General features: G+C 58.4%; 20 protein-coding genes and 1 pseudogene. 16 read left to right on the plus strand and 5 right to left on the minus strand.

Translation table 11 applies throughout. The features are described 5' to 3' along the window. Positions 1-438 precede the first annotated feature (438 nt). Together hutI and hutG are read left to right on the plus strand one after the other, a co-directional pair. Positions 439-1,668, plus strand: coding sequence for an imidazolonepropionase (hutI, locus tag AU11_RS15415; RefSeq protein WP_043320148.1), 1,230 nt, complete (start codon positions 439-441; stop codon positions 1,666-1,668). Next, complete coding sequence (gene hutG / locus AU11_RS15420) at positions 1,652-2,605, plus strand: formimidoylglutamase (protein WP_043320149.1); 954 nt, start codon at positions 1,652-1,654, stop codon at positions 2,603-2,605. Before hutI ends, hutG begins: the two co-directional genes overlap by 17 nt. An 11-nt stretch (positions 2,606-2,616) precedes the next feature. Here the strand turns inward: hutG and AU11_RS15425 are convergent, their stop codons facing one another. Next, the gene (locus tag AU11_RS15425; protein ID WP_043320150.1) at positions 2,617-3,207 is read right to left on the minus strand and encodes an NUDIX hydrolase; all 591 of its coding nucleotides are present in this window, start codon (positions 3,205-3,207) and stop codon (positions 2,617-2,619) included. A 203-nt stretch (positions 3,208-3,410) separates the two neighbouring features. Between AU11_RS15425 and ampC the strand changes: the two genes are divergently transcribed. The 6 genes and pseudogenes from ampC to AU11_RS18710 all read left to right on the plus strand — a co-directional run bounded on the left by ampC (position 3,411) and on the right by AU11_RS18710 (position 9,788). Then, complete coding sequence (gene ampC / locus AU11_RS15430) at positions 3,411-4,619, plus strand: class C beta-lactamase (RefSeq protein ID WP_043320151.1); 1,209 nt, start codon at positions 3,411-3,413, stop codon at positions 4,617-4,619. 3 nt (positions 4,620-4,622) lie between these two features. Beyond that, on the plus strand, positions 4,623-4,853 hold the full coding sequence (locus AU11_RS15435; RefSeq protein WP_043320152.1) for a hypothetical protein: 231 nt from the start codon (positions 4,623-4,625) through the stop codon (positions 4,851-4,853). 199 nt (positions 4,854-5,052) lie between these two features. Beyond that, positions 5,053-7,098, plus strand: a complete 2,046-nt coding sequence (locus AU11_RS15440) for a DUF3857 domain-containing transglutaminase family protein (RefSeq protein WP_043320153.1) — start codon at positions 5,053-5,055, stop codon at positions 7,096-7,098. Positions 7,099-7,303: 205 nt separating this feature from the next. Beyond that, complete coding sequence (locus AU11_RS15445) at positions 7,304-8,929, plus strand: SEL1-like repeat protein (protein WP_043320154.1); 1,626 nt, start codon at positions 7,304-7,306, stop codon at positions 8,927-8,929. A 212-nt stretch (positions 8,930-9,141) separates the two neighbouring features. After that, positions 9,142-9,372: pseudogene (locus AU11_RS18705) on the plus strand (TetR/AcrR family transcriptional regulator); the annotation flags it as partial. 353 nt (positions 9,373-9,725) lie between these two features. Then, positions 9,726-9,788: a hypothetical protein gene (locus AU11_RS18710; RefSeq protein ID WP_369797833.1), complete on the plus strand. Its 63-nt coding sequence runs from the start codon at positions 9,726-9,728 to the stop codon at positions 9,786-9,788. Positions 9,789-9,894: 106 nt separating this feature from the next. Here AU11_RS18710 and AU11_RS15455 read toward each other — a convergent pair whose 3' ends face one another. Genes AU11_RS15455 through AU11_RS15465 form a run of 3 tightly spaced genes read right to left on the minus strand, consistent with a single transcriptional unit; the run spans position 9,895 to position 11,157 of the window. Next, the gene (locus AU11_RS15455) at positions 9,895-10,149 is read right to left on the minus strand and encodes a DUF2164 domain-containing protein (RefSeq protein ID WP_231491965.1); all 255 of its coding nucleotides are present in this window, start codon (positions 10,147-10,149) and stop codon (positions 9,895-9,897) included. Further along, positions 10,146-10,940 carry a type I methionyl aminopeptidase gene (map, locus tag AU11_RS15460; protein WP_043320157.1) on the minus strand — a complete coding sequence of 265 codons (795 nt, stop codon included), beginning with the start codon at positions 10,938-10,940 and terminating at the stop codon, positions 10,146-10,148. Before map ends, AU11_RS15455 begins: the two co-directional genes overlap by 4 nt. Further along, complete coding sequence (locus AU11_RS15465) at positions 10,933-11,157, minus strand: ParD-like family protein (protein ID WP_043320158.1); 225 nt, start codon at positions 11,155-11,157, stop codon at positions 10,933-10,935. Before AU11_RS15465 ends, map begins: the two co-directional genes overlap by 8 nt. A 149-nt stretch (positions 11,158-11,306) precedes the next feature. On the opposite strand from AU11_RS15465, the gene AU11_RS15470 reads away from it, so the two are divergent. The 3 genes from AU11_RS15470 to AU11_RS15480 all read left to right on the plus strand — a co-directional run bounded on the left by AU11_RS15470 (position 11,307) and on the right by AU11_RS15480 (position 14,777). Next, positions 11,307-11,978, plus strand: a complete 672-nt coding sequence (locus AU11_RS15470; protein WP_043320160.1) for a pseudouridine synthase — start codon at positions 11,307-11,309, stop codon at positions 11,976-11,978. A gap of 211 nt (positions 11,979-12,189) precedes the next feature. Then, on the plus strand, positions 12,190-13,776 hold the full coding sequence (locus AU11_RS15475) for an alpha/beta hydrolase (protein WP_231491973.1): 1,587 nt from the start codon (positions 12,190-12,192) through the stop codon (positions 13,774-13,776). A 122-nt stretch (positions 13,777-13,898) separates the two neighbouring features. Beyond that, positions 13,899-14,777 carry a hypothetical protein gene (locus AU11_RS15480; RefSeq protein ID WP_156035354.1) on the plus strand — a complete coding sequence of 293 codons (879 nt, stop codon included), beginning with the start codon at positions 13,899-13,901 and terminating at the stop codon, positions 14,775-14,777. 94 nt (positions 14,778-14,871) lie between these two features. Here the strand turns inward: AU11_RS15480 and AU11_RS15485 are convergent, their stop codons facing one another. After that, positions 14,872-17,220 (minus strand): Tex family protein, encoded by a 2,349-nt coding sequence (locus tag AU11_RS15485; protein WP_043320162.1) that lies wholly within the window; start codon positions 17,218-17,220, stop codon positions 14,872-14,874. Between the two features lie 370 nt (positions 17,221-17,590). On the opposite strand from AU11_RS15485, the gene AU11_RS15490 reads away from it, so the two are divergent. From AU11_RS15490 to AU11_RS15510, 5 genes are all read left to right on the plus strand, one after another. Further along, positions 17,591-18,784 carry an efflux RND transporter periplasmic adaptor subunit gene (locus AU11_RS15490; protein ID WP_081848196.1) on the plus strand — a complete coding sequence of 398 codons (1,194 nt, stop codon included), beginning with the start codon at positions 17,591-17,593 and terminating at the stop codon, positions 18,782-18,784. A 2-nt stretch (positions 18,785-18,786) separates the two neighbouring features. Then, on the plus strand, positions 18,787-21,921 hold the full coding sequence (locus AU11_RS15495) for an efflux RND transporter permease subunit (protein WP_043320163.1): 3,135 nt from the start codon (positions 18,787-18,789) through the stop codon (positions 21,919-21,921). Positions 21,922-22,403: 482 nt separating this feature from the next. Then, entirely contained in the window at positions 22,404-23,144 is a 741-nt protein-coding gene (locus tag AU11_RS15500; RefSeq protein WP_043320164.1) for a 16S rRNA (uracil(1498)-N(3))-methyltransferase, read from the plus strand. Positions 23,145-23,156: 12 nt separating this feature from the next. Beyond that, positions 23,157-23,519, plus strand: a complete 363-nt coding sequence (locus AU11_RS15505; protein WP_043320165.1) for a hypothetical protein — start codon at positions 23,157-23,159, stop codon at positions 23,517-23,519. Between the two features lie 45 nt (positions 23,520-23,564). After that, on the plus strand, positions 23,565-24,227 hold the full coding sequence (locus AU11_RS15510; protein WP_043320166.1) for an HAD family phosphatase: 663 nt from the start codon (positions 23,565-23,567) through the stop codon (positions 24,225-24,227). Positions 24,228-24,250 lie beyond the last annotated feature (23 nt).

The following is a 24,250-nucleotide window of genomic DNA, read 5'->3' on the forward strand; positions in this document are numbered from 1 at the left end:
TATGGATTTGATGTGGGAGGCTGTCAATAGGTGGGTGGTTGTTCGCCTGCAGGGCAGGTTCCTACAAAAGGATCGGATTGTTGTTGTCATGATCCGGCATCCAGAAGCTCGGCCAGTTCAGTGGCACTGGATCCCGGATCAAGTCCGGGATGACGAGGGCCGAAGTGCAGAAGTATGAATCGAAGGTCAGGTGCTGGGGGCAGGGTTTCAGGATCGTCGGCAACAGGGACGTTGCCGACGAAGCGTACATGGGTTAGGCAAGTGTTTGCGAAGCACTGCTTCGCGCGCAGCCTAACGACGCCAATCTGTGATTGGCGGCCAACGCACGAGACCAAGGTGCCCGGCCGCCAAGAAACGAAGTTCAAGCGCTGTGAGAATCCGCGCCAAACTCTCCCAACAGGGCTATCGTTACAAATAACGCCAATTCAGTGAGCGACTATGACTGAACGCTGTGATCTGCTGATTACCAATGTCCACGCGGCCACCATGGACCCGTCCCTGCCCGGCGCATATGGCGCGGTAGAGGATGCCGCGGTGGCGGTGACGGGCAACAAAATCGTCTGGATAGGGCCGCGCCGCGAACTGCCGGAATGTACCGCCGACCAGGTTGTCGACGGCGAAGGTCAGTGGCTCACGCCGGGGTTGATCGACTGTCACACCCATCTCGTGTACGGCGGCCACCGCGCCGGGGAATTTGCCCGTCGCCTCGGCGGTGAAAGCTATGAAGAAGTTGCCCGCGCCGGTGGCGGTATCCTGTCTACCGTGCGCGCCACCCGTGCCGCCAGCGCCGACGACCTGTACCGCAAGGCCCAGCCGCGCCTCAAAGCCCTGATGGGCGAGGGTGTCACCACCGTCGAGGTCAAATCCGGCTACGGCCTGGACCTCGACACCGAGCTCAAGCAGTTGCGTGTCGCCCGCCGTCTCGCTCAGCATCACCCGGTGAATATCCTTACCACCTGCCTTGCCGCCCACGCTCTGCCGCCGGAATACGACGGCCGCGCCGACGATTATATCGACCTGGTGTGCAACGAGATTCTGCCCGCTGTCGCCAAGGAGCAGTTGGCCGATGCCGTGGACATGTTCTGTGAACATATCGCCTTCTCGGTGGAACAGTGCGAACGGGTCATCAAGGCCGCGCAGCAGCTGGATCTGCCGGTAAAGGTACATGCGGAACAGCTCGCGGCAACCGGTGCCACCAAAATGGCTGCCCGCGCCGGTGCCCTCTCGGTAGAACATATTGAATACATCACCGATGAAGACGTCGCCGCCATGGCCGAGAGCGGCACCGCCGCCGTGCTGTTGCCGGGCGCCTTTTACACCCTGAAGGAAACCCGTGTACCGCCCGTGGAAACCCTGCGCGCTGCCGGTGTCCCCATGGCGATTTCCACCGACCTGAACCCCGGTAGCTGCCCCATCGCCTCCCTGAGACTGATGATGAATATGAGTTGCAACCTGTTTGGCCTGACACCGGCGGAAGCGCTCGCCGGCGTCACCCGGTCCGCGGCCCGCGCCTTGGGAATCTGCTGTTCCCGAGGGGTACTGCGCGCGGGGCTGCGTGCGGATATGGCACTGTGGCCGATGGAAACCCCGGACCAGCTTGCCTACGAGGTGGGCGCGCTGAAACCGGCCGAAATCTTTGTTGGGGGGCTTCATGTTACAGCTGGCTGATATGCGCCTTTGGAGCGGACGGGTTGACAGTGAGGATGGCAAGGCCGGCAAGCGCTGGCACCAGGACATAGTGCCGCTGCACCTGGACAGTCCGCCGGGCTTTGCCATTCTCGGCTTCGCCTCCGATGAGGGAGTGCGCCGCAACAAGGGCCGTATCGGCGCCGCCAAAGGGCCGCGGATTTTGCGCCTGGCCCTGGCGAATCTGCCGAAAACCTTTGGTGCACCTTTGTACGATGCCGGCAACGTGCGGGTGGAAAAGGACGACCTCGAGTCCGGGCAGGCCATGCTCGGGGCGCGCGTTACCGAGTTGATGAGTGCCGGGCACTTCCCCATGGTACTCGGCGGTGGCCACGAGATCGCCTATGGTAGCTATCAGGGGATCGCCCGCTGGATGCGCGAACAGCACCGGGACAAGACCCTCGGCATTATCAACTTTGATGCGCACCTGGATATCCGCCTGCCTGCCCCCCAGGGGTCTTCGGGCACCCCGTTTTACCAGATCGCCGAACAGTGCGATCTGAACGGCCGTCCCTTCAATTACCTTTGCGTTGGCGCCGCCGCCACCGCGAACACCCCTGCCCTGTATCACCGGGCGGAAGAGCTGGGGGCACAGGTGATTTCCGACCGGGAAATTGTGCCCTGGCGGATCGAGCTGGTGCAAAAGCAGATCGCCGACTTTATCGACCGAGTGGATTATGTGTACCTCACCATCGACCTGGATGTGCTTCCGGCGGCCGTGATGCCCGCGGTGTCTGCACCGGCCGGGCGCGGCGTGGCGTTTGAATTGTTCGAACCGCTACTGGATACGGTGCTGGAATCGAAGAAGGTGTGCCTGGCAGATATCGCGGAATTCAATCCCTACTTTGATATCGAGGATCACGCGGCGCGCACGGCCGCACGGGTGGTGTTCCAGATTGCCAATGGCATCAAGGGATGAGATAGCGTCGTCTAGGGAGACTGTCGTTCCGGCGGCGATGCCGGTATCGGCTCTTCCGGCGGTAACTCTCTCGGTGGTCGCCGCGCCTCCAGGTAACGCTTGATATAGGGCTTGTGGGTATAGATCACATCGTCCGGCAGGCGATGCAGATCGAAGAAACGGTAGCCGTAGATTTCTCCGTCGCGGATCGCCACCTGCTTGTCCTTGAGGCGGCCGCGAACTGCGATGTTGATGATTCCCGAGCGCGGTACCTTGTTCACTTCCAGCACCTCGAAGTCGTCGATCTTGATATCCAGTTCCTCGCTCAGCTCGCGCCGCGCCGATTCCTCGAATGATTCGTTGCGCTCCACCCAGCCCCCGGGCAGGGCCCACTTATCCTGATAGGTATGGCGCACCAGCAACAGCTGATTGTTGCGCTCGACAAAGTAGACCATGCCCACTACGAATTTGTCAGTGAGTGCGTAGGAGATATTCCAGCGGATCTTGGGGGGCAGTTTCCGGTAGAGCTCGTACTTCAGACCGGGAAAAGCCACAAACGCCCCCACTACCAGCGCGCCCAGCAGCAGAAGTATCAGGAAGGCTTTAACTAAAAATGATCGCATGTCCGGTACGGCTTGCTCGCGGTCTACTTCTCGGGTGAATGGGTAAAGTGTATCCGACCAGAGCCGGGGCTTTCGAGCAGTTGTTGCCCGGCGGGGAAAATTTCCGGGCTATAGTGCAGTCTCCACTGCACTTTCTGACGGCTTTATAGTCAGACACATACAAGACCCGGTGGTTTCAGCCACCCACACAATAAGGAAGCTCCATGCCTCAGCCCATTTCTCTATTCCAATTTGCCAAAGGGTTGCTGGCGTCGGCCGGCTTCCTGAGTGGCGCGATTGCGCAGGCGGAATCGGGCGCCAGTGCAGCACCCGATCGGCTGGCGTCCGTGGTGGTAGAGGCCATTCAGCCTGTGGTGGAAAAGTACCAGGTCCCGGGGATGGCCCTGGCACTCACCATCGACGGTGAGCCGCACTTCTTTACCTTTGGGGAAACTGCATTGGACGGCGGGGCACCCGTTACCGAGCACACCCTGTTTGAGGTGGGCTCTGTCAGCAAGACTTTTACCGCCACGCTCGCAGCCTACGCCGAGGTAAAAGGTGCGCTGGATTTCCACAAGCCGGTCAGCGCCTACTTGCCGCCACTGCGCGGCAGCGCCATGGATCGGGTTTCCGTGCTCAATCTCGCCACCCACACTGCTGGCCACTTCCCCTTACAGTTACCAGAAGATATCGAAAGTGATACTCAACTTTTGGGGTATTACCGCAATTGGCAACCGCAATATACCCCGGGCACCAAACGGACCTATTCAAACCCAGGCATTGGCCTGCTTGGGTTTGTGGCTGCGCGCAGCCTCAATCAGCCCTTTGCTCAGGTGATTGAAAAGGAGATCTTTCGTGGCCTGGGTTTATCGGACACCTTTATCAGAGTACCGAAAAGCAAGGTGGACGATTATGCCGTCGGGCACAACAGTAAGCATGAGCCGGTGCGGGTGAATATTCGGCTGCTAAGTGAGGAGGCCTACGGGGTGCGCTCCAGTGCCGCAGATCTCACTCGCTATCTGGCGGCACAGATGCAACTGGTCAAGGTCGACGGCGACCTGCAGAAGGCGCTTGCAAAGACCCGCACTGGCTATTTTGAAACCGATTACTACGTGCAGGATATGGTGTGGGAGCAATACACGCTGCCGGTGTCTCACTCGGGGTTGCTGGCCGGGAATTCCCGCGAGATGATCAGCGGTGATCGTGAGGTCAGCGCCATTGGCCCACTGGCGCCACAGGACAACGTGCTGATCAACAAGACCGGTTCCACTGGAGGCTTCTCCGCTTACCTGGCATTTATTCCCCAGCAACGATTTGGTTTTGTGCTGCTGGCCAACAAGTATTTCCCCAATGATGAGCGCGTCGACGTACTGTATAAAATACTGGAAACGCTTCTACCGGAAGTCACCACTTCCAGCTCCACAGAGGATTGATTGATGAAATCTGGAATTGCCCTGTCGTCACTGGTACTTGCCCCATTGTTCCTGGTGGCCTGCAGCAACCAACAGATCTACGACGGAATCCAGCAAAACCGGCTGCACAATTGTGAAAAGTACCCGGATGCCCAGTACGAGGAATGTGTGGCCGATTATCAGAAAGATTATCGGACCTATGAGCGGGAGCGGCAGGCGCTACTGAAACAGGGGGGCGCAGGTGCGGAGGAATGATTGGTCATCAGTCTGGTGTGAACTGTGCCGAAAGGAGCTGGTGCCAAGCACGCGTAGTCGTTCGCAATAAACCAACCAGGCTCTGGTGAGAGAGGAGGGGCCGCGGACATGGTGCTCATTGCTTACAACTTATATGATGGGTTTGCTGGCCATGCAGTGGGCGTGGTCAGGTGGTTGTATGCGATGAAAGATGACAATAATGAAGCAGTTGCTCTCTTTTGGAGGTGTTGCACATTTTCTGTGCTTCGCCCTCACCCTGATCCTGTACCCCGCTACCCCGGCAGCGGCTTCCTCCCAGCCTGAGTATCAAACCGCGGCTCGCCCGGGCTGGGTGCAGCCGGTAGAGTTGCCAAGCCTGTCCGCCAGGACAGAGGCGGATGATGGCCTGCGCAACCTGTTGCTGGATGCTCAGACCAACCTGGCGGGGCCGCGGAAAGAACGCTTTTTCCGGTTTGCCATGCAGCCGCTACGACAGCAGGGCTTGCAGCAAATATCCAGTATCAGTCTCGGCTTTTCTCCCGCCTATGAAGATCTTGTCATTCACGATGTGACCGTTGTGCGCGATGGTGTGCGGTCCGATCGATTGCAATCTGCGGAAATCAAACTGTTTCAGCGGGAAGAAGAGCTGGAAAAAGACCTTTATGCAGAGCGCTGGACCGCAATGCTACTGCTCAAGGACCTGCGCATTGGCGATATCATTGAATACAGCTACACGGTAAGCGGGAGCAACCCGGTTCTCGGTGATGCCTATTTTGGTCGTGAGTTACTGAGCTGGGGGGTGGCCATCGAGCGCCTGCACCTTTCCGTGTTGACTCCGAGCGAAAAGCCTTTGTACTTGCGGAGTACCGGTCGCGACGACGTCGAGATTCGCAAGCAGCAACTGGGTGCCATCACCCGCTATTATGTTGATCTGCACAACAATGCCGCACTTCAGCTTGAAGACGGCGTGCCGGAGTGGCTTTCTCCCTATCCTTATATCGAGTTCACTCAGTACGCGGATTGGCGAGAGGTCAATCAGTGGGCTCACAATCTCTACGCGCCCATGACGGACCAGCTGCCGGCGGAATTTTCACTGTGGCTGGAAGAATTGCGCGGTACGCCCGCGGAAAAGGCCGCCGCGACAACCCAATGGATTCAGGAGCATATCCGCTATTTCGGTATCGAGCATGGAGTTAACTCCCATCTGCCATCCTCTCCCCTGGAAACCTTTGAACGGCGTTTTGGTGACTGCAAAGACAAAACGGTGTTGCTTGTTGCCGCGTTGCGCAGGCTTGGTATAGAGGCATACCCCGCGCTGGTTTCGTCCATAGAAAATATGGACCTTGACCAGCGGCTGCCATCCCCCGGCCAATTCGATCATGTGATTACAACACTGAAGCTGGGGGGGCAGCGATATTGGGTGGATCCCACTGCCAATAATCAGATGGGCTCTCTCGATGCGATGTCATTGCCCGATTTTCACTGGGCTTTGGTGGTTAATGGTGAATCCTCCAAGCTCACAGCAATCGAACCTGCCACCGAAGCACAGACCCGCGGCCAGATTCTGGTGGAGGAAACCCTCGTCCTGGATCGCAATCGGCGTTCCGCGGAGCTGAGCGTAGTCAGTCACTATGTGGGTCAGAGCGCAGAGGGGTTGCGTAGTTACGCTGGCTACCGGGATGTGCAGACTATCAGCAACGACTTTCTGCAATTCTATGCACGATTTTTCCCTGGTATCGAATTGCTGGAATCGACCGAGATTGATGAAGTGGAGGGGCGCAATGAGTTACGGGTACGTGAGCGCTATCGCCTGAACAACTTGGGAGATAACGTGGGAGGGCAGACGTTGCTCAAACTCTCTGCTGCCAGTATCGCAAGTAATCTGTCTTTGCCTCAGACTCGCCAGCGTAAATATCCATTCCGCTTGCCCGGCCACATGCGCGTGGACGAACGCATCACCGTTGTCGCACAGAACGACGAGGATTTGCGCTGGTTGGAAGGGCAGGGCGACACCGATGTGCATACACCCTGGTTCGAATTTTCAAGAGAAGTCAGTAAAGAGAAAAAGCAGTTGGTCATCGACTACCGCTACGATTCGCTGGAAAAATCGGTCGAACCGCAAGACTTCTCCGAATACCTGCAGGCAATCAACCGAATGGATGGCGGGCTGACTTATTCCGTATGGTTGGCACCAGCAGCTGTATCCGCCGATGAACGACGGGATCGCGCCAGTAGCCTGGCAAGAGATCTTCTGAAGCGCCGTTAAAAAATAAAACTTGAGAAACAGTATGTGCACCAGGCTTGTTGATTTATCCCGCCGGATCACCGTGGCAGTTTTCTTGACTGCAACTCTGGGAGGATGTGCAACCTCGAATAATCTCGATGGTGGATCCGCCGGGCGGTCGCAGGGAGATTCTGGTAAGCAGTCACGTGCCCCGATAGTTGCTGACGCGGAGCTCTTGCAGCGTTATATGTCAGCCGACGAACGGTTCGATGCGCTGACACGCAAGGTGAGACAGGACCCGGGTTCGGTGGAGTTTTTTGACTTCTGGGAGGCCTATCTGGACACCTCTTACCTGCACAGCGCGGTCGATGTACGCGCGGAATTCCAACAGGAATTGGCTGCACTGGCGAGTGGTAAAGATGGCGAATGTACGCAGATTGACTGGGCGTATTGGAGTCAGCGCAATTTCATGGAGCTGGAACCCCATCTTGCGGCTCAGGCGTGCTACGAGTCGATTGGTGAGACTGCGTTGGCCTTACAGCATGAAAATTCCGTTCAGTACATTCTGCGTGGTGTGCTGGGTAGCGGCGATGGGGCGAGCATTGATACAGCCTACGAAATTGCACTGCTGGATCATGCGGAAGAGATCCTGCAACTGGCGGGATACCGTGTACGCGATGCTCTCCTGCAACCGGTGGCCAGTGGTATCGGCCTGATTTATATCGTCATTGCCGAAGATCCGGACACGGGTGTTCAACACGAGTTTTATTTTGAGAATCAACGGGTCATCAATGTGTTGCTCGGGGCCACTTACCCCTTCGCCGGCGTTGGTGGAAATTATGTGGCACAGGTGCTGCGACCGCTGGCCGAAGGTGGTGTGAGTTCGGCGCAAATTGGCTTGGGCCGCCTGCTAGAGGAAACCGAGGATGTGGAGGGAGCCGCGAGGCAGTACGCCAGCGCGATCAGCTCCGGTAGCGAAATCGCGCAATTGCGTCTGGGCGTGGCGGCACTCAAGGGTGTGTTGCCAGGCTACTCCCGGGAAAATGCCGTGGATCTGCTGATAACCTCTGCCGAGCAGGGTAGTGCCAACGCGATGGTTGCGCTGTCATTTGTCTATCAGCAGGGGCTTGGGGTAGAGCCCAGCGAAGTACTATCTGAACAATTTATGGCGGCTGCCAGTCAGCGGCTAGAGCCAGGTAAGGCATGGTTGCTTCTGTCTGCGTTCTATCTCGATGAGGAGTTGGGGAGCTCGGTGACTGCCGGGATGCGCTATGTAAAAAAAGCCGCGGCAGAGGGGTATCTGCCCGCACGGAGGATAGCGCTGCAGGCAGAACTCAACAGCTTCTGGGAGGAAGCCGATCTGGACGCGCTGTTGCCCCCGCTGCAGGAGCTGGCTGAAGCGGGCGATATCGAAGCCGGTGTAATCTACGCCCGACGCGTGCTGACCGCGCCAGCGTCCCAGGCGGTCGAACGGGTGCTGAATGCAACCCGGTATCTGGAAGGTGCGTTGGCGGTCCACTCCGATATGGCGTATGCCCTGCAGGGCGATATACATCGAAGTAACCGGGAATATGTCGCGGCGAGAGCGTCCTATCTGCGCGGTGCATCGGCCACGGCGAGCCAGTTGGGAATGGCACTGTTACATCAGCAACAGCGCCTGCCTGACTCCGATCCGGTGCATGGGTCACTCTGGTTCATGATGTGTGGCAGCCATGGCGACAGTGAATGTCTCTACCAGTTGGGGAGTCTGTTCCTGAGCGGCGAAGGTGTGGATCGTGACCCGGAGACCGCGCGTCAGGCTTTTCACGAGGCGGCAATGCGTGGGCATTCGCGCGCACAGCTGGCCCTCGAGCGGCTGGAGCGGAATTTGTGATGCAGCGCTGCACCGATTTTTGGCAGATTTTACGGAATAACGGCTAATATGGCGCGAAAATGGTGCCATAGTACCGGTAGTTGTGGCACTTGATGACAAGCTGCCCGAACTTTGTGCGTTCCTTGTACGATTGACCGATAATTGACCATTGTATAGGGTGCGTGTTTCGTGCCTCAGGTGCACCCGAAAATAGTCCCTTTCGAGGAATTGACATGGTTTCCAGTAGCGGAGCTGGCGAGAATTTTTCCGCTGCTTCTTCCCGCAGGCCTGCGGCAACGAACAAGAAGGCCGAGAAGCGAGAGATCGCCAAGGCGAAGATCCTGAATGCCACTCTGGATCTGATTGCCCGCAAAGGGCTTGCAGCCCTGTCCCATCGTTCCATTGCCAGTGAGGCCGGTGTGCAGCTGGCGATGACCACTTACTATTTCGGCACCATCGACAATATCCTGGTGGCGGCGTTTGAAGAGTACTGTAAGTCCATGGAGCCGGTGAATGAGGACTTGCGGCGGGCGCAACAGGCTCTGTTGTCCAGCTCCGTGGACGAGAACGGCGAGCTGAAGGATCGCAGGCAGTACATTGAGGGCGTTGCCGAGGTCTTTGCGCAATTGATTGATACCGGCCCGACCGCACGCTTGCGGCAATTGCGGATCGAATGCCAGTACCTGTACGAGCAGCATCCGTCCGAGGCCCTGGCGGAAAAAATTCACGGATATAACGATTGGCTTTCCGGTATCGCCCGTGAGTTTATCGAACCTCTGGGCTCCGATGCCCCGGCGCTGGATGCGCAGATGTTTATGTGGATGGTGCAGTGTCTGGAGTTTTCTGCAGTGACCAGTGTGGGAATCGACGGCGCCAATAGCCGTCAGGTATTACTGCGCATGCTGCGTGGCATGCTGGGCTGATGGGCCAGCCCGCCCCACTGGGCCGGGCTATCCCCATATCCGCGCGCAGATGTTTCGGGTGAATCAGTAACCTTCCGGCTGTTCGAGCTCTTGAATCACGTATCCCACCTCTTCGGCTTTCTCGAGGAAAACCTGCTGCGCATCGTAAATCCCGCGGTTATAGAAAAAGGGGCCCAATTCCTTCGCGAAAAAATCGATTAAAAACTCCGCCTCGAAACCGCCAATATCCTGCTGCAGCTCGTCCATAAAGTAGGACTTGATCTTTGCGACCATCCGTTCCTTCTGATCTTTGGTAAATTCGATTTCTTTCACTGTCATCCCGTTCGTTGCTTTCCGTGTTCCCGCTCCTCGGCTCGCAGTGTCAGCACTTCGCAGCCCTCTGCGGTCACCAGTACCGTGTGTTCCCACTGGGCGGACAGCTTGCTGTCACGGGTGGCTACTGTCCAACCGTCTTTCAGGGTTTTGGTTTTGTGGGTGCCCTGATTGATCATTGGCTCAATGGTGAAGGTCATGCCTTCCTTCAGGATCTCCCCGGTATTCTGGCGGCCGAAGTGCAGCACCTGTGGAGCTTCGTGCATCTCCCGGCCGATACCGTGTCCGCAGTATTCCCGCACCACGCTGTAGCCCCGCTCCTCGGCATGCTTCTGGATTGCGTGGCCAATATCCCCAAGCCTGGCTCCGGGGCGCACTTTTTTAATGCCCTCCCACATGGCCGTATAAGTGGTTTTGACGAGCTTGTGTGCGGCGGGAGCAACCTCACCAATCAGATACATCTTGCTGGAGTCGGCGACAAAGCCGTTTTTCTCCAGGGTGATGTCCAGGTTCACGATATCCCCGTTTTTCAGCTTGCGCGTTGCGCTGGGCATACCGTGGCAGACCACTTCGTTGATGGAGCAATTGAGCGTATAGGGGTAGTCATACTGGCCTTTGCTGGCTGGGCGAGCTTTGAGTGTATTGACGATATAGTGATCCACCTGACGGTCGATCTCCATGGTGCTCACACCCGCTGCAACGAAATCGTCCAGCATCGCGAAGACCTGGCTGAGCAGGCGGCCGGATTCGCGTATCAGTGCCTGTTCCTCAGGCGTTTTCAATTGCACCTTATTCACCGGTTTCGCTCACCTCTTGGGCCAGGGCTTGCAGGCTGGGGGTCGGATTGCGTAACAGCATCCTGCAAAGCTGGTTGTAGTTCAGGTTTGGGTGCAGCTCCGCGAGCATACCGATTCTCACCCAGAATTCGGCCTGGGCATTGATGGAGCGTGACATGACGGTGCTTGCCTGACGTATTTCATCGTGCAATGCGTCGGAGATTTTTACGATGCCCACGGGGAGCTCCTCTGGCGATCAAGTAATCGGGTTATATGAAATATATATGAATCGTATATTGTGCGAGTTGGCTTGGCAATGAATCCTGTGTGCCGGGGAGGCGGAATTGCGTAAGCTTGCGCGTATTTGTCGTTGAGCCGAGGTCAAACTTGCGTCCTTATACCCCGCCTGCCCACCCCTTTCTCGATGTGGTTTACAGCGATGCCCAGCTGCTGGTGCTGGATAAACCCAGTGGTCTGCTGACTGTGCCCGGGCGGGACCCTTCCCACAAGGACAGTCTGGCCAGCCGCGCTCAGCAGGATTACCCAGACGCGCTGATTGTGCACCGCCTGGATATGGATACCTCCGGCCTGGTGGTGATGGCGAGGGGCGCAGAGATACATCGCCAGCTCAGCGGCCTGTTCCAGAACCGGCGGGTGGAGAAGCGCTATGTCGCCCGGGTGTGGGGGGAACCGGGACAGGATGAAGGCGAAGTGGATTTACCCCTCATCTGCGACTGGCCCAACCGGCCGCGGCAGAAGGTGTGCTTTGATTCCGGCAAAGCGTCTCTCACCCGTTGGCGAAAGCTTGCTGGTGATGGCCAAACGGCACTGTTAGAGCTGTTGCCGATAACGGGGCGCTCACACCAGCTGCGGGTGCATATGCAGGCCATGGGCCACCCTATACTCGGTGATCCCTTTTACGCCCACCCCGAAGCCCAGGGAGCGGCATCGCGGCTGCTATTGCACGCGCAGGAGCTCGGATTTGAGCACCCCGCACTTGGGCACCCCATGCACTTTTTCTGCGACGCCGGGCCAGCATTTGAGTGGCCGACAGAATAATCGAGACTGGGCTGCAGGGATCTCGCTGGAAAATGCGTCCCCGCAGGGAAAAGGTCCCAATCCAGGATAAATTTTATGATCTGATATAGCGTGACCGGGTATTATTGGGCGCGTTGCACAAGGAGTTCCGGTGGGTAGCAAGCATTCATTGCACCAATCGTGAATACAGTAAATACAAAAGTGCACTTGCCGATTCAGAAGGAGTTTGCCGGTGGCGGTTGCGATCAATACCCTGGGTGGTCTTGCACTCTATCGTGATGGTAATGAAGTCAGATTACCGGCATCGAAGCGCACCCGTGCCCTGCTGGCATATCTCGCGATCACCGCCCGTCCACACCGTCGTGACAGCTTGTGCGAGGCTTTCTGGGAGTCACCGAATGACCCAAAAGGGTCATTGCGCTGGTCCCTGAGCAAACTGCGGCCGTTGGTGAATACCCCCGAGTGTGAACGGCTGCAGGCCGACCGTGAGCGGGTGGTACTGGAAGCCGGCGATATCGCTATCGACACCCGGATTCTTGCGGATGAGTTGCGCGCCCCCACTCTCTGTGTTTCCCGTCTCTGTGACATTGCTGCGCGCCTCAACGCTCCTTTTCTCGAGGGGCTGGAGTTACCAGAGCAGGATATCTATCAGCGCTGGCTGAATGGCGAGCGTCGCGAACAGGAGCGGCGACTCACACAGGTCTGTTCGCGACTGGCTCAGCACCCCGACAACGCACTGGATGAGCAGCTGCTGTGGGCACAACGCTGGCAGGAGCTCGCGCCCTTGTGCCCCAGCGCGGCAACGGTGCTGGTGACTCTTTTGGATCGCATGGGGCTTACCGCGGAACTTGACCGCACTGCGCGGGAGCTCGACCACCGCTTCCGGCGTGCAGCCATCTCCTGGTCAGCAGCAGCGCGGGCACAAACCGAAGCCGGACCGCCCTCGGATGAAAAGGGGTTCACCGGTCGCGAGCTGTTGGCGCGCCAGAAAATTCATTTCTGCCGTGCCCGCGATGGCGCTCGCATCGCCTACGCCTCCGTGGGCGAAGGGCCGACAATAATCAAAGCTGCCAACTGGCTGACACATCTCGAGCACGACTGGGATGCACCGATATGGAGCCCGCTGTTTCGTGATCTCGCCTCCGATCACCGCTTTATCCGTTACGATGAACGGGGCAATGGTCTGTCCGACTGGAATGTGGGGGAAATCTCATTTGAGTCGTTTGTGACCGATCTGGAAACTGTGGTCGATGCCTGTGGGGAGCAGCGGTTTTCCCTGCTGGGTATTTCCCAGGGCGCGGCAGTCTCTATTGAGTACGCGGTGCGCTACCCGGAGCGGGTCAAGCACCTGATTCTGTTTGGCGGCTACGCCGCTGGCTGGCGAGTGGGTGCCAGTGAGGCGGTGACCCGCGAGCGCGAAGCGGTGATGACACTCACTGCCACGGGTTGGGGGCAGGATAATCCAGCTTACCGGCAAATTTTCTCATCCACTTTTATGCCGTCTGCCAACGCGGAAGAGTTCGCCTGGTTCAATGAGTTTCAGCGGCGCACGACCTCGCCGGAAAATGCGGTGCGTTTTCTGTCCGTGTTCAGTGATATCGATGTGCGCGCACGCCTGGCGCAGGTGCAGGTGCCTACCCTGGTGATTCACTCGCTTGGTGACCAGCGCATTCCCGTCCATATAGGACGGGAACTGGCTGCCTCCATCCCCGGTGCGGAATTTGTCGGGCTGGATAGCAACGGCCATCTTCTGCTGGGGCGCGAAGCCGCTTCTCGCGACTTCGTGCGGGCGGTGCGCGAGTTTATCGCGCACCACTGATATCGAGGGATCCTCAACTTCTGCCCGATTACCACGCTTTTTCAAATGCTGGCTACCACGTCACCTCTGTAACCTTGTGGCAAATGAATCACTCGGGAAACGCTACAGGGAGTCTAGTCACGATGCTTACGGCAACGGAGTTTACCCGTCAACTAATGGGGTTGAGGGATCAATACCGGGCGGATAATGCTTGGGTCGGCAACTGGCGCAGCGGCAGCTGGAATGACGAAAATACCATGGCGCACTACATCCACTGTGCCTATAACCTGTATCGCGCGACAGCGACCAATATGTTGAAGCTTACGGTACTCGGCGGTACGCAAATTCGACTGGATGATGCCTATATCCGCAATTTTGGGATCACCGGCGCCAATGGGATTCAGGACAGGACTACCAAGGAGCATGTGTACGCAGAAGTCATGCGGCGTATCGGACGTACCACCAACCCCAGCCCCACTGCAGACAGAAACCCCGCGCCGGTTGTGCGCAGCGGCAGTATCTTGAGTGAAAAAGGGTGGACCCCTATTTTGAACGATGCATTGATTATTGGCGCCGCCGCGGGCCGGCAACAGTTTGCGCTCGCGCTCACTTCGGCGGAGCAATTGCGCTGGGAGCGGATCAATGGTGATAAGGTGACCCGTTTTGCGGTGAATGCCTCGCGGTTTGGTGAAACGCCAGCGCTGAAAAATGCGTGGAAGTCTTTTTTTAACGCCAGTAAAAAAATGTTCTTCGATGGCGGCAATCCAAGGGTTTTCGCCCGCGAGCTGCTCGGACTGTATTTCTTCGGCTATAAACCAGAATACTCCTGGCATCAGCTGATCTTCCGACCACCGCAGGGTGGTGTTGTGCGGCCCACGTTCAACCTGTATCTGGATGAGCTGCGCAACGTGAATTTTCATACTGGAGACCAAACCCGAATCATGCAGGCCATCTCGAACTTGTTGTTTGACGAGCCCGGCGCGCTGGGGCAACCCTGGACGCGCAGGAGACTGGCCGTCTAGGGTCGGGGTAGCACCATGTCCCGGGGGAGAATACCTCGGACAAAAAAATGGGCGGCCACTGGCCGCCCATTTTGCTTTGCCGGAAATAAAAGGTTTACTTCTTACCCTTCATTGCCGCCGCCAGCAGGTCACCCATGCTGCCGCGACCACCGTTGCCGCTCCCCTGTTGCTGGCGGCTGCGGTTGTTGTGGCGGGTCGCTTGACGGGATTCGCGGTGGTCGCCTTTCTTGACGCCGCCGCTGCCCTGCTCACCGGGCTCGTCGCTCATGCGCATGGACAGGCCAATACGCTTGCGCGCCACGTCCACTTCCATCACCTTCACCTTGACGATGTCGTTCGCCTTCACTACTTCGTGCGGGTCTTTTACGAACTTCTCGCTCAGTGCGGAGATGTGCACCAGGCCGTCCTGATGCACACCGATATCCACAAAGGCACCGAAGTTGGTGACGTTGGTGACGGTGCCTTCCAGCACCATGCCCGGACGCAGGTCCTTGATTTCTTCCACGCCGTCTTCGAACTTGGCGGTGCGGAATTCCGGGCGCGGGTCGCGGCCGGGTTTTTCCAGTTCGGCGATGATGTCTTTTACCGTGGGCAGACCGAATTTTTCATCGGTATAGTCCATCGGGTTCAGCCTGCGCAGAAAAGCGGAATCGCCGATCAGGCTGTTGATCTCGCGGCCGTTCTTCTCGGCAATGCGTTTGACCACGATGTAGGACTCCGGGTGCACACCAGAGCGGTCCAGTGGATTCTCGCCGTTGTTGATACGCAGGAAGCCGGCCGCCTGTTCGAACGCCTTGGGTCCGAGGCGCGGAACTTCTTTCAGCTGGTCGCGACTCTTGAAGGCGCCATTCTGGTCGCGGTAGCTGACGATATTGGCGGCGATGGAGGCCGACAGGCCGGACACGCGGGTCAGCAGTGGCGCGGAGGCAGAGTTCAGCTCGGCGCCGACGCCGTTCACACAGTCTTCCACCACCGCGTCCAGGGAACGCGCCAGCTGGGACTGGGATACGTCGTGCTGGTACTGGCCCACACCGATGGATTTGGGTTCGATCTTCACCAGCTCGGCGAGCGGATCCTGTAAGCGACGGGCGATGGAGATGGCACCGCGGATGGTCACGTCCAGATCCGGGAACTCCTTGGCGGCGAATTCAGAGGCGGAGTACACGGAGGCGCCGGCCTCGTTCACCATCACCTTCTGGGCGGTGAGCTTGAATTGTTTGATGGTCTCGCCGACAAACTTGTCGGTCTCGCGGCTGGCGGTGCCGTTGCCGATTGCGATCAGGCCCACGTCGTACTTTTTGCACAGGGTGGCGATCACCGCAGCGGATTCCGCCAGCTTGTTTTGCGGCGGATTCGGGTAGATGGCGGTGTGATCCAGCACCTTGCCGGTGGCGTCCACCACGGCCACTTTCACCCCGGTGCGCAGGCCCGGGTCCAGGCCGATGGTGGCTTTCTGGCCGGCGGGGGCGGACAGCAGCAGGTCCTTCAGGTTGCGGGAGAACACCTTGATGGCTTCCTCTTCCGCCTTCTCGCGCAGCTGGCTCAGCAGGTCGGTTTCCAGACTGGTCAGCAACTTGATGCGCCAGGTCCAGCGCACCACTTCACCCAGCCATTTGTCCGCCGGACGCCCCTGGTCCTCGATCTCCACATGACGGGCAATCATCGCCTCGCAGGGGTGGGCCTGAGTCGGTGCGCGCTCTTCGTCGCCCTCGAGGCCGAGATTGATAGCCAGAATGCCTTCGTTGCGGCCGCGGAAAATCGCCAGGGCGCGATGGCTTGGCACCTTGGCCCAGTCTTCCGCATATTCGAAGTAGTCGCGGAACTTGGCTCCTTCCTCTTCCTTGCCGGGAAGCAGCTTGGATTTGACCTGGCCTTCGCGGCTGAGGAAGTCCCGCAGCTTGCCCAGCAGCTCGGCGTCTTCGGCGAAGCGCTCCATCAGAATGAACTTGGCACCGTCGAGGGCACTCTTGATGTCCTTGACGTGCAGGGCGGGATCCTCGTTGTCGCTGTTGAGGTACTTTTGCGCTTCCTCTTCCGGGTTCAGGCTCGGGTCGGCGTAGAGGGCGTCGGCGAGAGGCTCCAGGCCCGCTTCGATGGCGATCTGGCCCTTGGTGCGGCGTTTCGGTTTGTAGGGGAGGTAGAGGTCTTCGAGGCGGTTTTTGGTGTCGGCGGCGTTGATCTGCTGGGCCAGTTCCGGGGTCAGTTTGCCCTGCTCGTCGATGCTTTTCAGGATCGCGGCGCGGCGCTCTTCCATTTCACGCAGATAGCGCAGGCGGTCTTCCAGGGTGCGCAACTGGGTGTCATCCAGTTCACCGGTGACCTCCTTCCGGTAGCGGGCGATAAACGGCACCGTGGCGCCCTCGTCCAGCAGTCCTACGGCCGCGGCCACCTGTTGTGGGCGCACGTTCAGTTCTTCGGCGATACGGGCGTTGATATCCAACATCTTGTTATCTACTTCCTCGGAGAGTCATTAACACAGAGTCACTTACACAGAGTCATGGGTATTTCACGAAATCGACGGCGGTGCCGGCCGTGTAAAAAGGGCGGCCATTATGGGCCATGCGACGCCACTGACCAAGATTGAAAACCGCGCCTTTTTAAACCGGGTGGTCGCGGCGCAGAATTGCGCATAGAGGTCTTTTGCGGTCAAGCGCATTCTGCTGCGACGGCTGGTATCTGTGAACAGTTCCAAAGTTGTGCAAGCCCTGTAGAATGCCCAGCTAGTTAAATTTTGATCAGCGGAATTGCCTGTGAATCCTTCGAATAAAAACACCAGTAAAAATAAAATCTTAGGAATCGTTGTAGCGGTTGGTGTGCTCGCCGTAGCAGCTGTAACCCTGCTCGCCCCGAAACCTGAGGAAAAAGTTGCTGAGGCAGCACTTCCGCCGGTGGCCGATGTGGTATACGCCAACCCCGGTCGCCAGACCCTGCTGGTACCGAGCCAGGGCTCGGTGCGCGCTCGTCACGAGATTGAAGTGGTAGCGCGGGTGGGGGGTGTCATCGAGAGTGTGAACAACGCGTTCGTTCCCGGAGGATTCTTTCAGCAGGGCGATTCCCTGATCCAGATCGAAGCGGCGGACTACCGGCACGCCCTAACCCGTGCTGAATCCCAGGTGGCCAATGCTGCCGCCACCCTGGCCCAGGAGCAGGGCATGGCCAAACAGGCCCAGCGCGAGTGGCGCGACCTGGGCACCAAAACCGCGAACAATCTGTTCCTGCGCAAGCCGCAGCTGGCTGCCGCCGAAGCCGGCCTGGCCGCTGCCAAAGCGGATCGCGACCAGGCCAGACTGGACCTGGAGCGCACCGCGGTGAAGGCGCCGTTTGCCGGCCGTGTGGTGGAAACCCTGGTGGATATTGGCCAGTACGTGACCCCGGGAACCAAGTTGGCACGTATTCACAGCACCGGAGTGGCGGAGGTGCGGCTGCCGCTGACCGATCACCAGCTGTCCCTGCTGGAATTGCCCTTGGGCAGTGCGATTGAAAATGGCCCGGCGGTGCGGGTAACTGCAAGCCTCGCCGGTAAGCAGCGGGAGTGGCGCGGACAGATCGTGCGCACCGAGGCGGCGATCGATCCAAACAGCCGCTTTGTCTATGCCGTCGCCCAGATCCAGAACCCCTACGCCGGTGAAGCGCCGCTGATTAACGGCCTTTTCGTGGAAGCACAGATTGCTGGCAAAACCTATGACGATATCAGCGTGCTGCCGCGTCAGGCGCTGCATGAAGGTGGCCACATTCTGGTGCTGAATGAGGAGAATCAGCTGGGCTTCCGCGACATGGACCTGCTGCAGGCGGTGGGTGACCAGGTCTGGTTGCGCGGAGATCTGGCACCTGGAGAAAAGGTGGTGGTTTCCAGCCTCGGCTATTCCCGCGAGGGTATGGTACTGACCCCCAATCCGTTGAACGAAAAGCCATCCGGGCTGCTGCTCGGTGAGCAGCCTGAAAGCGACGCCGATGAAAGTGCAACAGAGGCGGGTAGCAAAACGGTTTCGGCGAAGGGAGCGTACTGATCATGCAGGGCATCATCGGGTGGTTCGTCCGCAACAGTAAGGCCGCCAACCTGCTGATGATCATGATCATCATCGGCGGTCTGTTTGGTATCTCCCACGTCGGCCGCGAAGTCTTCCCGGCCATCAACCCGGGTATCGTCAAGGTCGATATCAGTTATCCCGGCGCGGGTCCCGCCGAGGTTGAGCAGCAGGTTACCCTGCGGGTGGAGCAGGCGATTGCGGAAGTGAAAGGGATCAAGGAGATCAACTCCTGGTCTTCCCGCAGTCACAGTACCGTGCGTATCGAAGCCCAGGAGGGCTACGACGAGCTGCGCCTGCTGAACGACATCAAGGTGCAGGTGGACTCCATCAGCACCTTCCCCTCGGACATCGAGCGCCCGGTGATCGCTCTGGAAGAGTGGGAACAGCAGATGATGATGATCGCCATCGGCGGTCCGGTTTCCGACCGTCAGCTGAAGCAGACCGCGCTGGACCTGCGCGACAAACTGATGCTGCTGCCCGGTGTGCGCCGGGTCGACGTGTGGGGTGACCGCGCGGACGAAGTGTCTATCGAGGTATCCGAGGTCAATCTGCGCCGCTACAACCTGACCTTCGATGACGTGGCCAATGCGGTGCGCCGCTCCTCCCTGGACCTGCCGGCGGGCCGTGTGCGCTCCGATCGTGGCGATATCCAGGTGCAGACCCGCGGTCAGGCCTATACCCAGGCGGACTTCGAGCGCATCCCGCTGTTGAGCCGCGCCGACGGCACCCAGCTGCTACTGGGGGACGTGGCCACGGTCAACGACGGCTTTGAGGAAGAGGGTTCGATTATCCGCTTCAACGGCGAATCGGCGATGAACCTGCGGGTAATGCAGGGCGAGCCACTGGACGTAGTGGCCACCGCCGAAGCGATCCGTGAGTTTATGAAAGAGGCGCGGGAAACCCTGCCTCCGGGTATGGAATTCGAGACCTGGTTCGACTTCTCCGAGGCCTATGAAAGCCGCATGAGCATGCTGTTCTGGAATGCGGTGACCGGTCTCGCGCTGGTGTTCGTGTTGTTGATGCTGTTCCTGCGCCCGGCGCTGGCGGTATGGGTGACCATCGGTATTTTCACCGCCTTTATGGGGGCCTTCTGGTTGCTGCCGATTACCGGCGTGACCCTGAATATGCTGTCGCTGTTCGCCTTCCTGATGATTCTCGGGATTGTGGTGGACGATGCGATTATCGTGGGGGAGGCGGTGCACGCCGCCCACGACCGTGGCGAAACCGGGCTGAAAGCGGCCGAGGCGGGGGTGAAAACCGTTTCCGCACCGGTCATCTTTGCCGTGGTTTCCACCATGGTGTTCTTTGTGCCCATGCTGTTTCTACCCGGAGTGACCTCGCAGATGATGCTGGCGCTGCCGGTGGTGGTACTGCTGTGTCTGGCGTTTTCACTGGTGGAGTCCCTGCTGATCCTGCCGGCGCACCTGGTGAACCTAAAGCCCGAGAAAAAAGCGACCTCCGGGATCGGCATGAAACTGCAGTCCGTGCGCGGCAAGTTCGCCGCCGCAATGCAGCAGGCTGGCGACAAATACTATATGCCGCTACTGGAAAAATCCCTCGGCAACAGCCGCGCAACGGTAATGATCTTCTTTGTGGCGCTGATCCTGTCCTTCGCGGTGTTCAAGGGCGGCTATATCGGCTCCGCCTTCTCTCCCGAAGTGCCTTCGGACATGCTTGAGCTTCGCACCACCATGGCTCAGGGAGAGTCCTTCGAAGAATCCAAGCGGGTACTGCAGAAGTTTGAGCGCGCCGGTGCCCAGCTCGCCAAGGACCCGGAAATGCTGGCACTGAACGGTGGCAAACCGTTTGTGGAAAACACCATGGTGTTCCTGTGGCGCGGCAACGTCACCGTTCTCCTGCAGCTGACCGACGGCGAGCAGCGGGATGTGACCTCGGAACAGCTGGCGCTGAAATGGCGCGAGTACGTGGGTGAGCTGCCGGCCAGCGTGGAAGAAATGAAGATCCACCACACCATCAATGACGGCGGTGCGGGCATGTCCCTGAACCTGAGTACGTCATCCGGTGATATGGACGAACTGCGACGCGCAGCGGATGCGGTGAAAGAGGCGCTGAACAACTTTGCCGGTGTCTACGATGTGCGTGACAACCTGGTGGCTGCCCGTCAGGACATCGAGATCCAGCTGAAGCCTCACGCCACCAACATGGGTATCGGCCTTGCCGATGTGGCCAAACAGGTGCGCCAGGGTTTCTATGGAGAAGAAGTCCAGCGTATTCCCCGCGGCCGTGAAGACGTGCGGGTGATGGTGCGTTATCCACAGGAAGAGCGCGCCAACGAGGACCAGATCGACCGGATTCGCGTGCGTACCGCGGAAGGTGAAGTGCCGTTCAGTGCGGTGGCCGATGCGGTCTACGTGCCGGGTTACACCACCATCCGTCGCAACGATCGCGAGCGCACGGTGCAGGTGACTGCGGAGCTGATCCCGGGCTCGGCGCCGGCATTCGAGATCCTGAAGCAGCTGCGGGATGAGAACCTGAAGCAGTGGGAGGCGCGCTTCCCGGGCTTCAGCCTGAAGACTGCGGGCGAGATGCAGGAAGAGGCGGAATTTGGCACGGCAATTCTGGCGTTCTTTATTCTGTCGCTGTTTGCAATCTATGCGCTGCTGGCGATCGCGTTCCGCTCGTACTCTCAGCCACTGCTGATTCTGACGGCGGTGCCGTTCGGTTTCTTCGGTGCGATTCTGGGCCACCTGTTGATGGGCTATGACATCAGCATTATGTCGATGCTGGGTTTCCTGGCGGCTGCGGGTGTGGTGGTGAACGATAACCTGGTATTGATGGATCGGATCAATCAGCTGCGGGCCCAGGGGCTGGCGGTGATGGATGCGGTGGTACAGGCGGGACGCGATCGCTTCCGCCCGATTATCCTGACTTCCATTACGACATTTATCGGTCTGGTACCGATTATGTTCGAGCGTTCGATTCAGGCGCAGTTTCTGATCCCGATGGTGGTGAGCCTGGCGTTTGGCGTGCTTTGTGCGACTTTCGTTACTCTGATTCTGGTGCCGAACCTGTATAAGGTGATTGAGGTGCTGCGGGTCAAGTTTAAAGGCGAAAAGGCTTCGGAAGAGTTACCGGTGAGCTTCGAGAAAGTCTGATGTAATTGTGGAGTGCAGTGGCGGCCGTTTGGCGGTCCTGTGGCGCCCCGGATTGGGACGGGGTAATCCGATACTCCACAACCTCATCGGCAATCGTTCCGTATCGAATCACCCCGCCCCGATCAGGGGCTTCGCGTTTTACTTCTTACGAAGCGCGAACAAAGGAATGAAGGGGGAGTGCCGGGGATTGGTTTTTGAAAGCGTCGCAAACAGGATGTTTGCGACGCAGCGCCCAGGGGTGAGGCAAGCGTTTACGAAGCACCGCTTCGTGCGCAGCCGAACGACGCCAATCTATGATTGGCGGCCGGGCCCGCTTGCGGGGGTTCACAGGGGGGCGCTTAGCTCGGTTTTGAAAACTAGTACCCGGTGCTTCCCCGCCACCGAGCTCCAAACAGAGCTCTTCTGGGGCCCGAAGTGCCCTACAAACATTTTCTGTCCTGTATTACCCTTCACGCAATGTTTTCCTAGAGTTGGAACTCCCTTTGCGTATTCCTCGTATTTTTTCCTCCGAGCCGTTGTCCGGCCAATCTGAAGTTCAGTTAGATGAGGCCGCTTCGCGCCATCTGGTGAAAGTGCTGCGCCTGGGGCCTGGTCGTCCGTTGATTCTGTTTGATGGGCTGGGTGGGGAGTATGAGGCGGAGTTGCTTGAGGCTGGGAAGAAGGCGCGGGTTAAGCTTGGTGCCTTTGCTGGTGAGGAGCGGGAGTCGCCACTGGCGATTACCCTGGCGATTGGTATTTCCCGTGGGGATCGCTTTGACTGGGTTATCCAGAAGGCCACGGAGCTGGGGGTGGCGCGGATTCAGCCGTTGTTTACCGAGCGCTGTGAAGTGAAGCTATCCGGGGACCGGCTGCAGAAGAAACTGGGGCAATGGCAGCAGATAGCGATCAGTGCCTGTGAGCAGTGTGCGCGCAATCGCGTGCCGGCAATTTTGCCGCCGCTGAAGTATCCACAGTTACTGGATCAAACAACACAGGGCGACACTCTCAGGCTGGTACTGCACCATCGCACCGAGTCTACATTGGCGGAAATGGAGCAAAAGTCCGGCCGACCGGATAGCGCGCTATTATTGGTGGGGCCGGAAGGTGGGCTGTCTGTCGAGGAAATCGAGCTGGCGTTGCAACAGGGCTTTCATCCACTGCGCCTGGGGCCGCGGGTGTTGCGCACGGAGACGGCGCCGGTTGCCGCGCTATCAGTGCTGCAATTTCAATGGGGTGATATTTAACAGGAATATTTTATGAAAGCATTAGTCTGGCTGATCGGTGTGGCTATCATCGCCATGTCTGTTCTTGTGATTCTAAAACCGCAGGTCGCGCGGGATATCGGCGAGCGGATGAATCCGCAGATGTTCTACTTCGGATGCTGGGCGCGCATTGTGATCGGCATGGTGTTTCTGCTGATCTCTGATACCCGTAGCTGGGGAACCCTGTTCAATGTACTGGGTATCTTCCTGATCGTAATCGGTGCCTATGCATTGCAGTCGGGGTACGAGCGCACCAAGGAATTTGTACTTGGTATAGTCCACGGCAATGAAAACCTTGTACGTGTAGCCGGTGCGGTTGGTGTGTTGATTGGTATTTTGCTGATTTCCGCTACCTGAAAAACCGTAAACAGAATCGATAGCGGAACGGAAAGTAGAAGAGTAATGGAAAGGTTTGCGTCAAATACCCGTCTGGTCATTTTCGATTGTGACGGAGTCCTGGTGGACAGTGAAAGTATTGTCTGCCGGGTGCTGGCCGAGGAAATGACCAAGTTGGGAATGCCGGCGACCGCCGAGGAGCTGGACGAACAGTTCAGTGGTCGTCCGTCGAGGGATTGCATTATCGACATTGAAACCCGCTATGGCGGCCCGCTGCCGCAGTCCTACTTCAATGCCACCGAAAGCCGTATTCGCGAGGCTTTTCATACTGAGCTGGAAGCGGTATCCGGCATCCACGAGGTATTGGATAAGCTGCAGACCACGGATCTGCAAACCTGTGTCGCCTCATCAGGGCCCCACGCCAAGATGCAGATCACACTGAACAAGACCGGTCTGTGGGATTATTTCGACGGGCGTATCTACAGTGCCGACGACGTTGGTCGCGGCAAGCCCTGGCCGGACCTGTTTCTTCACAGCGCCGCGCAGTTTGATATGGACCCAGCGCACTGTCTGGTGGTGGAAGATTCCATCGCCGGTGTGAAAGCCGCGGTGGCGGCGGGCATGCCGGTGATAGGATACAGCCACAATGACACGCGCGCGCGCCAGCTTGAGGCGGAAGGAGCACGGGTCATCAATGATATGCAGTTGCTGCTGGACTACGTTCGGTGACAACCTCCGGCCACCGGGTTCAA

This window comes from Microbulbifer sp. HZ11, assembly GCF_000708675.1.
GTDB lineage: Bacteria > Pseudomonadota > Gammaproteobacteria > Pseudomonadales > Cellvibrionaceae > Microbulbifer.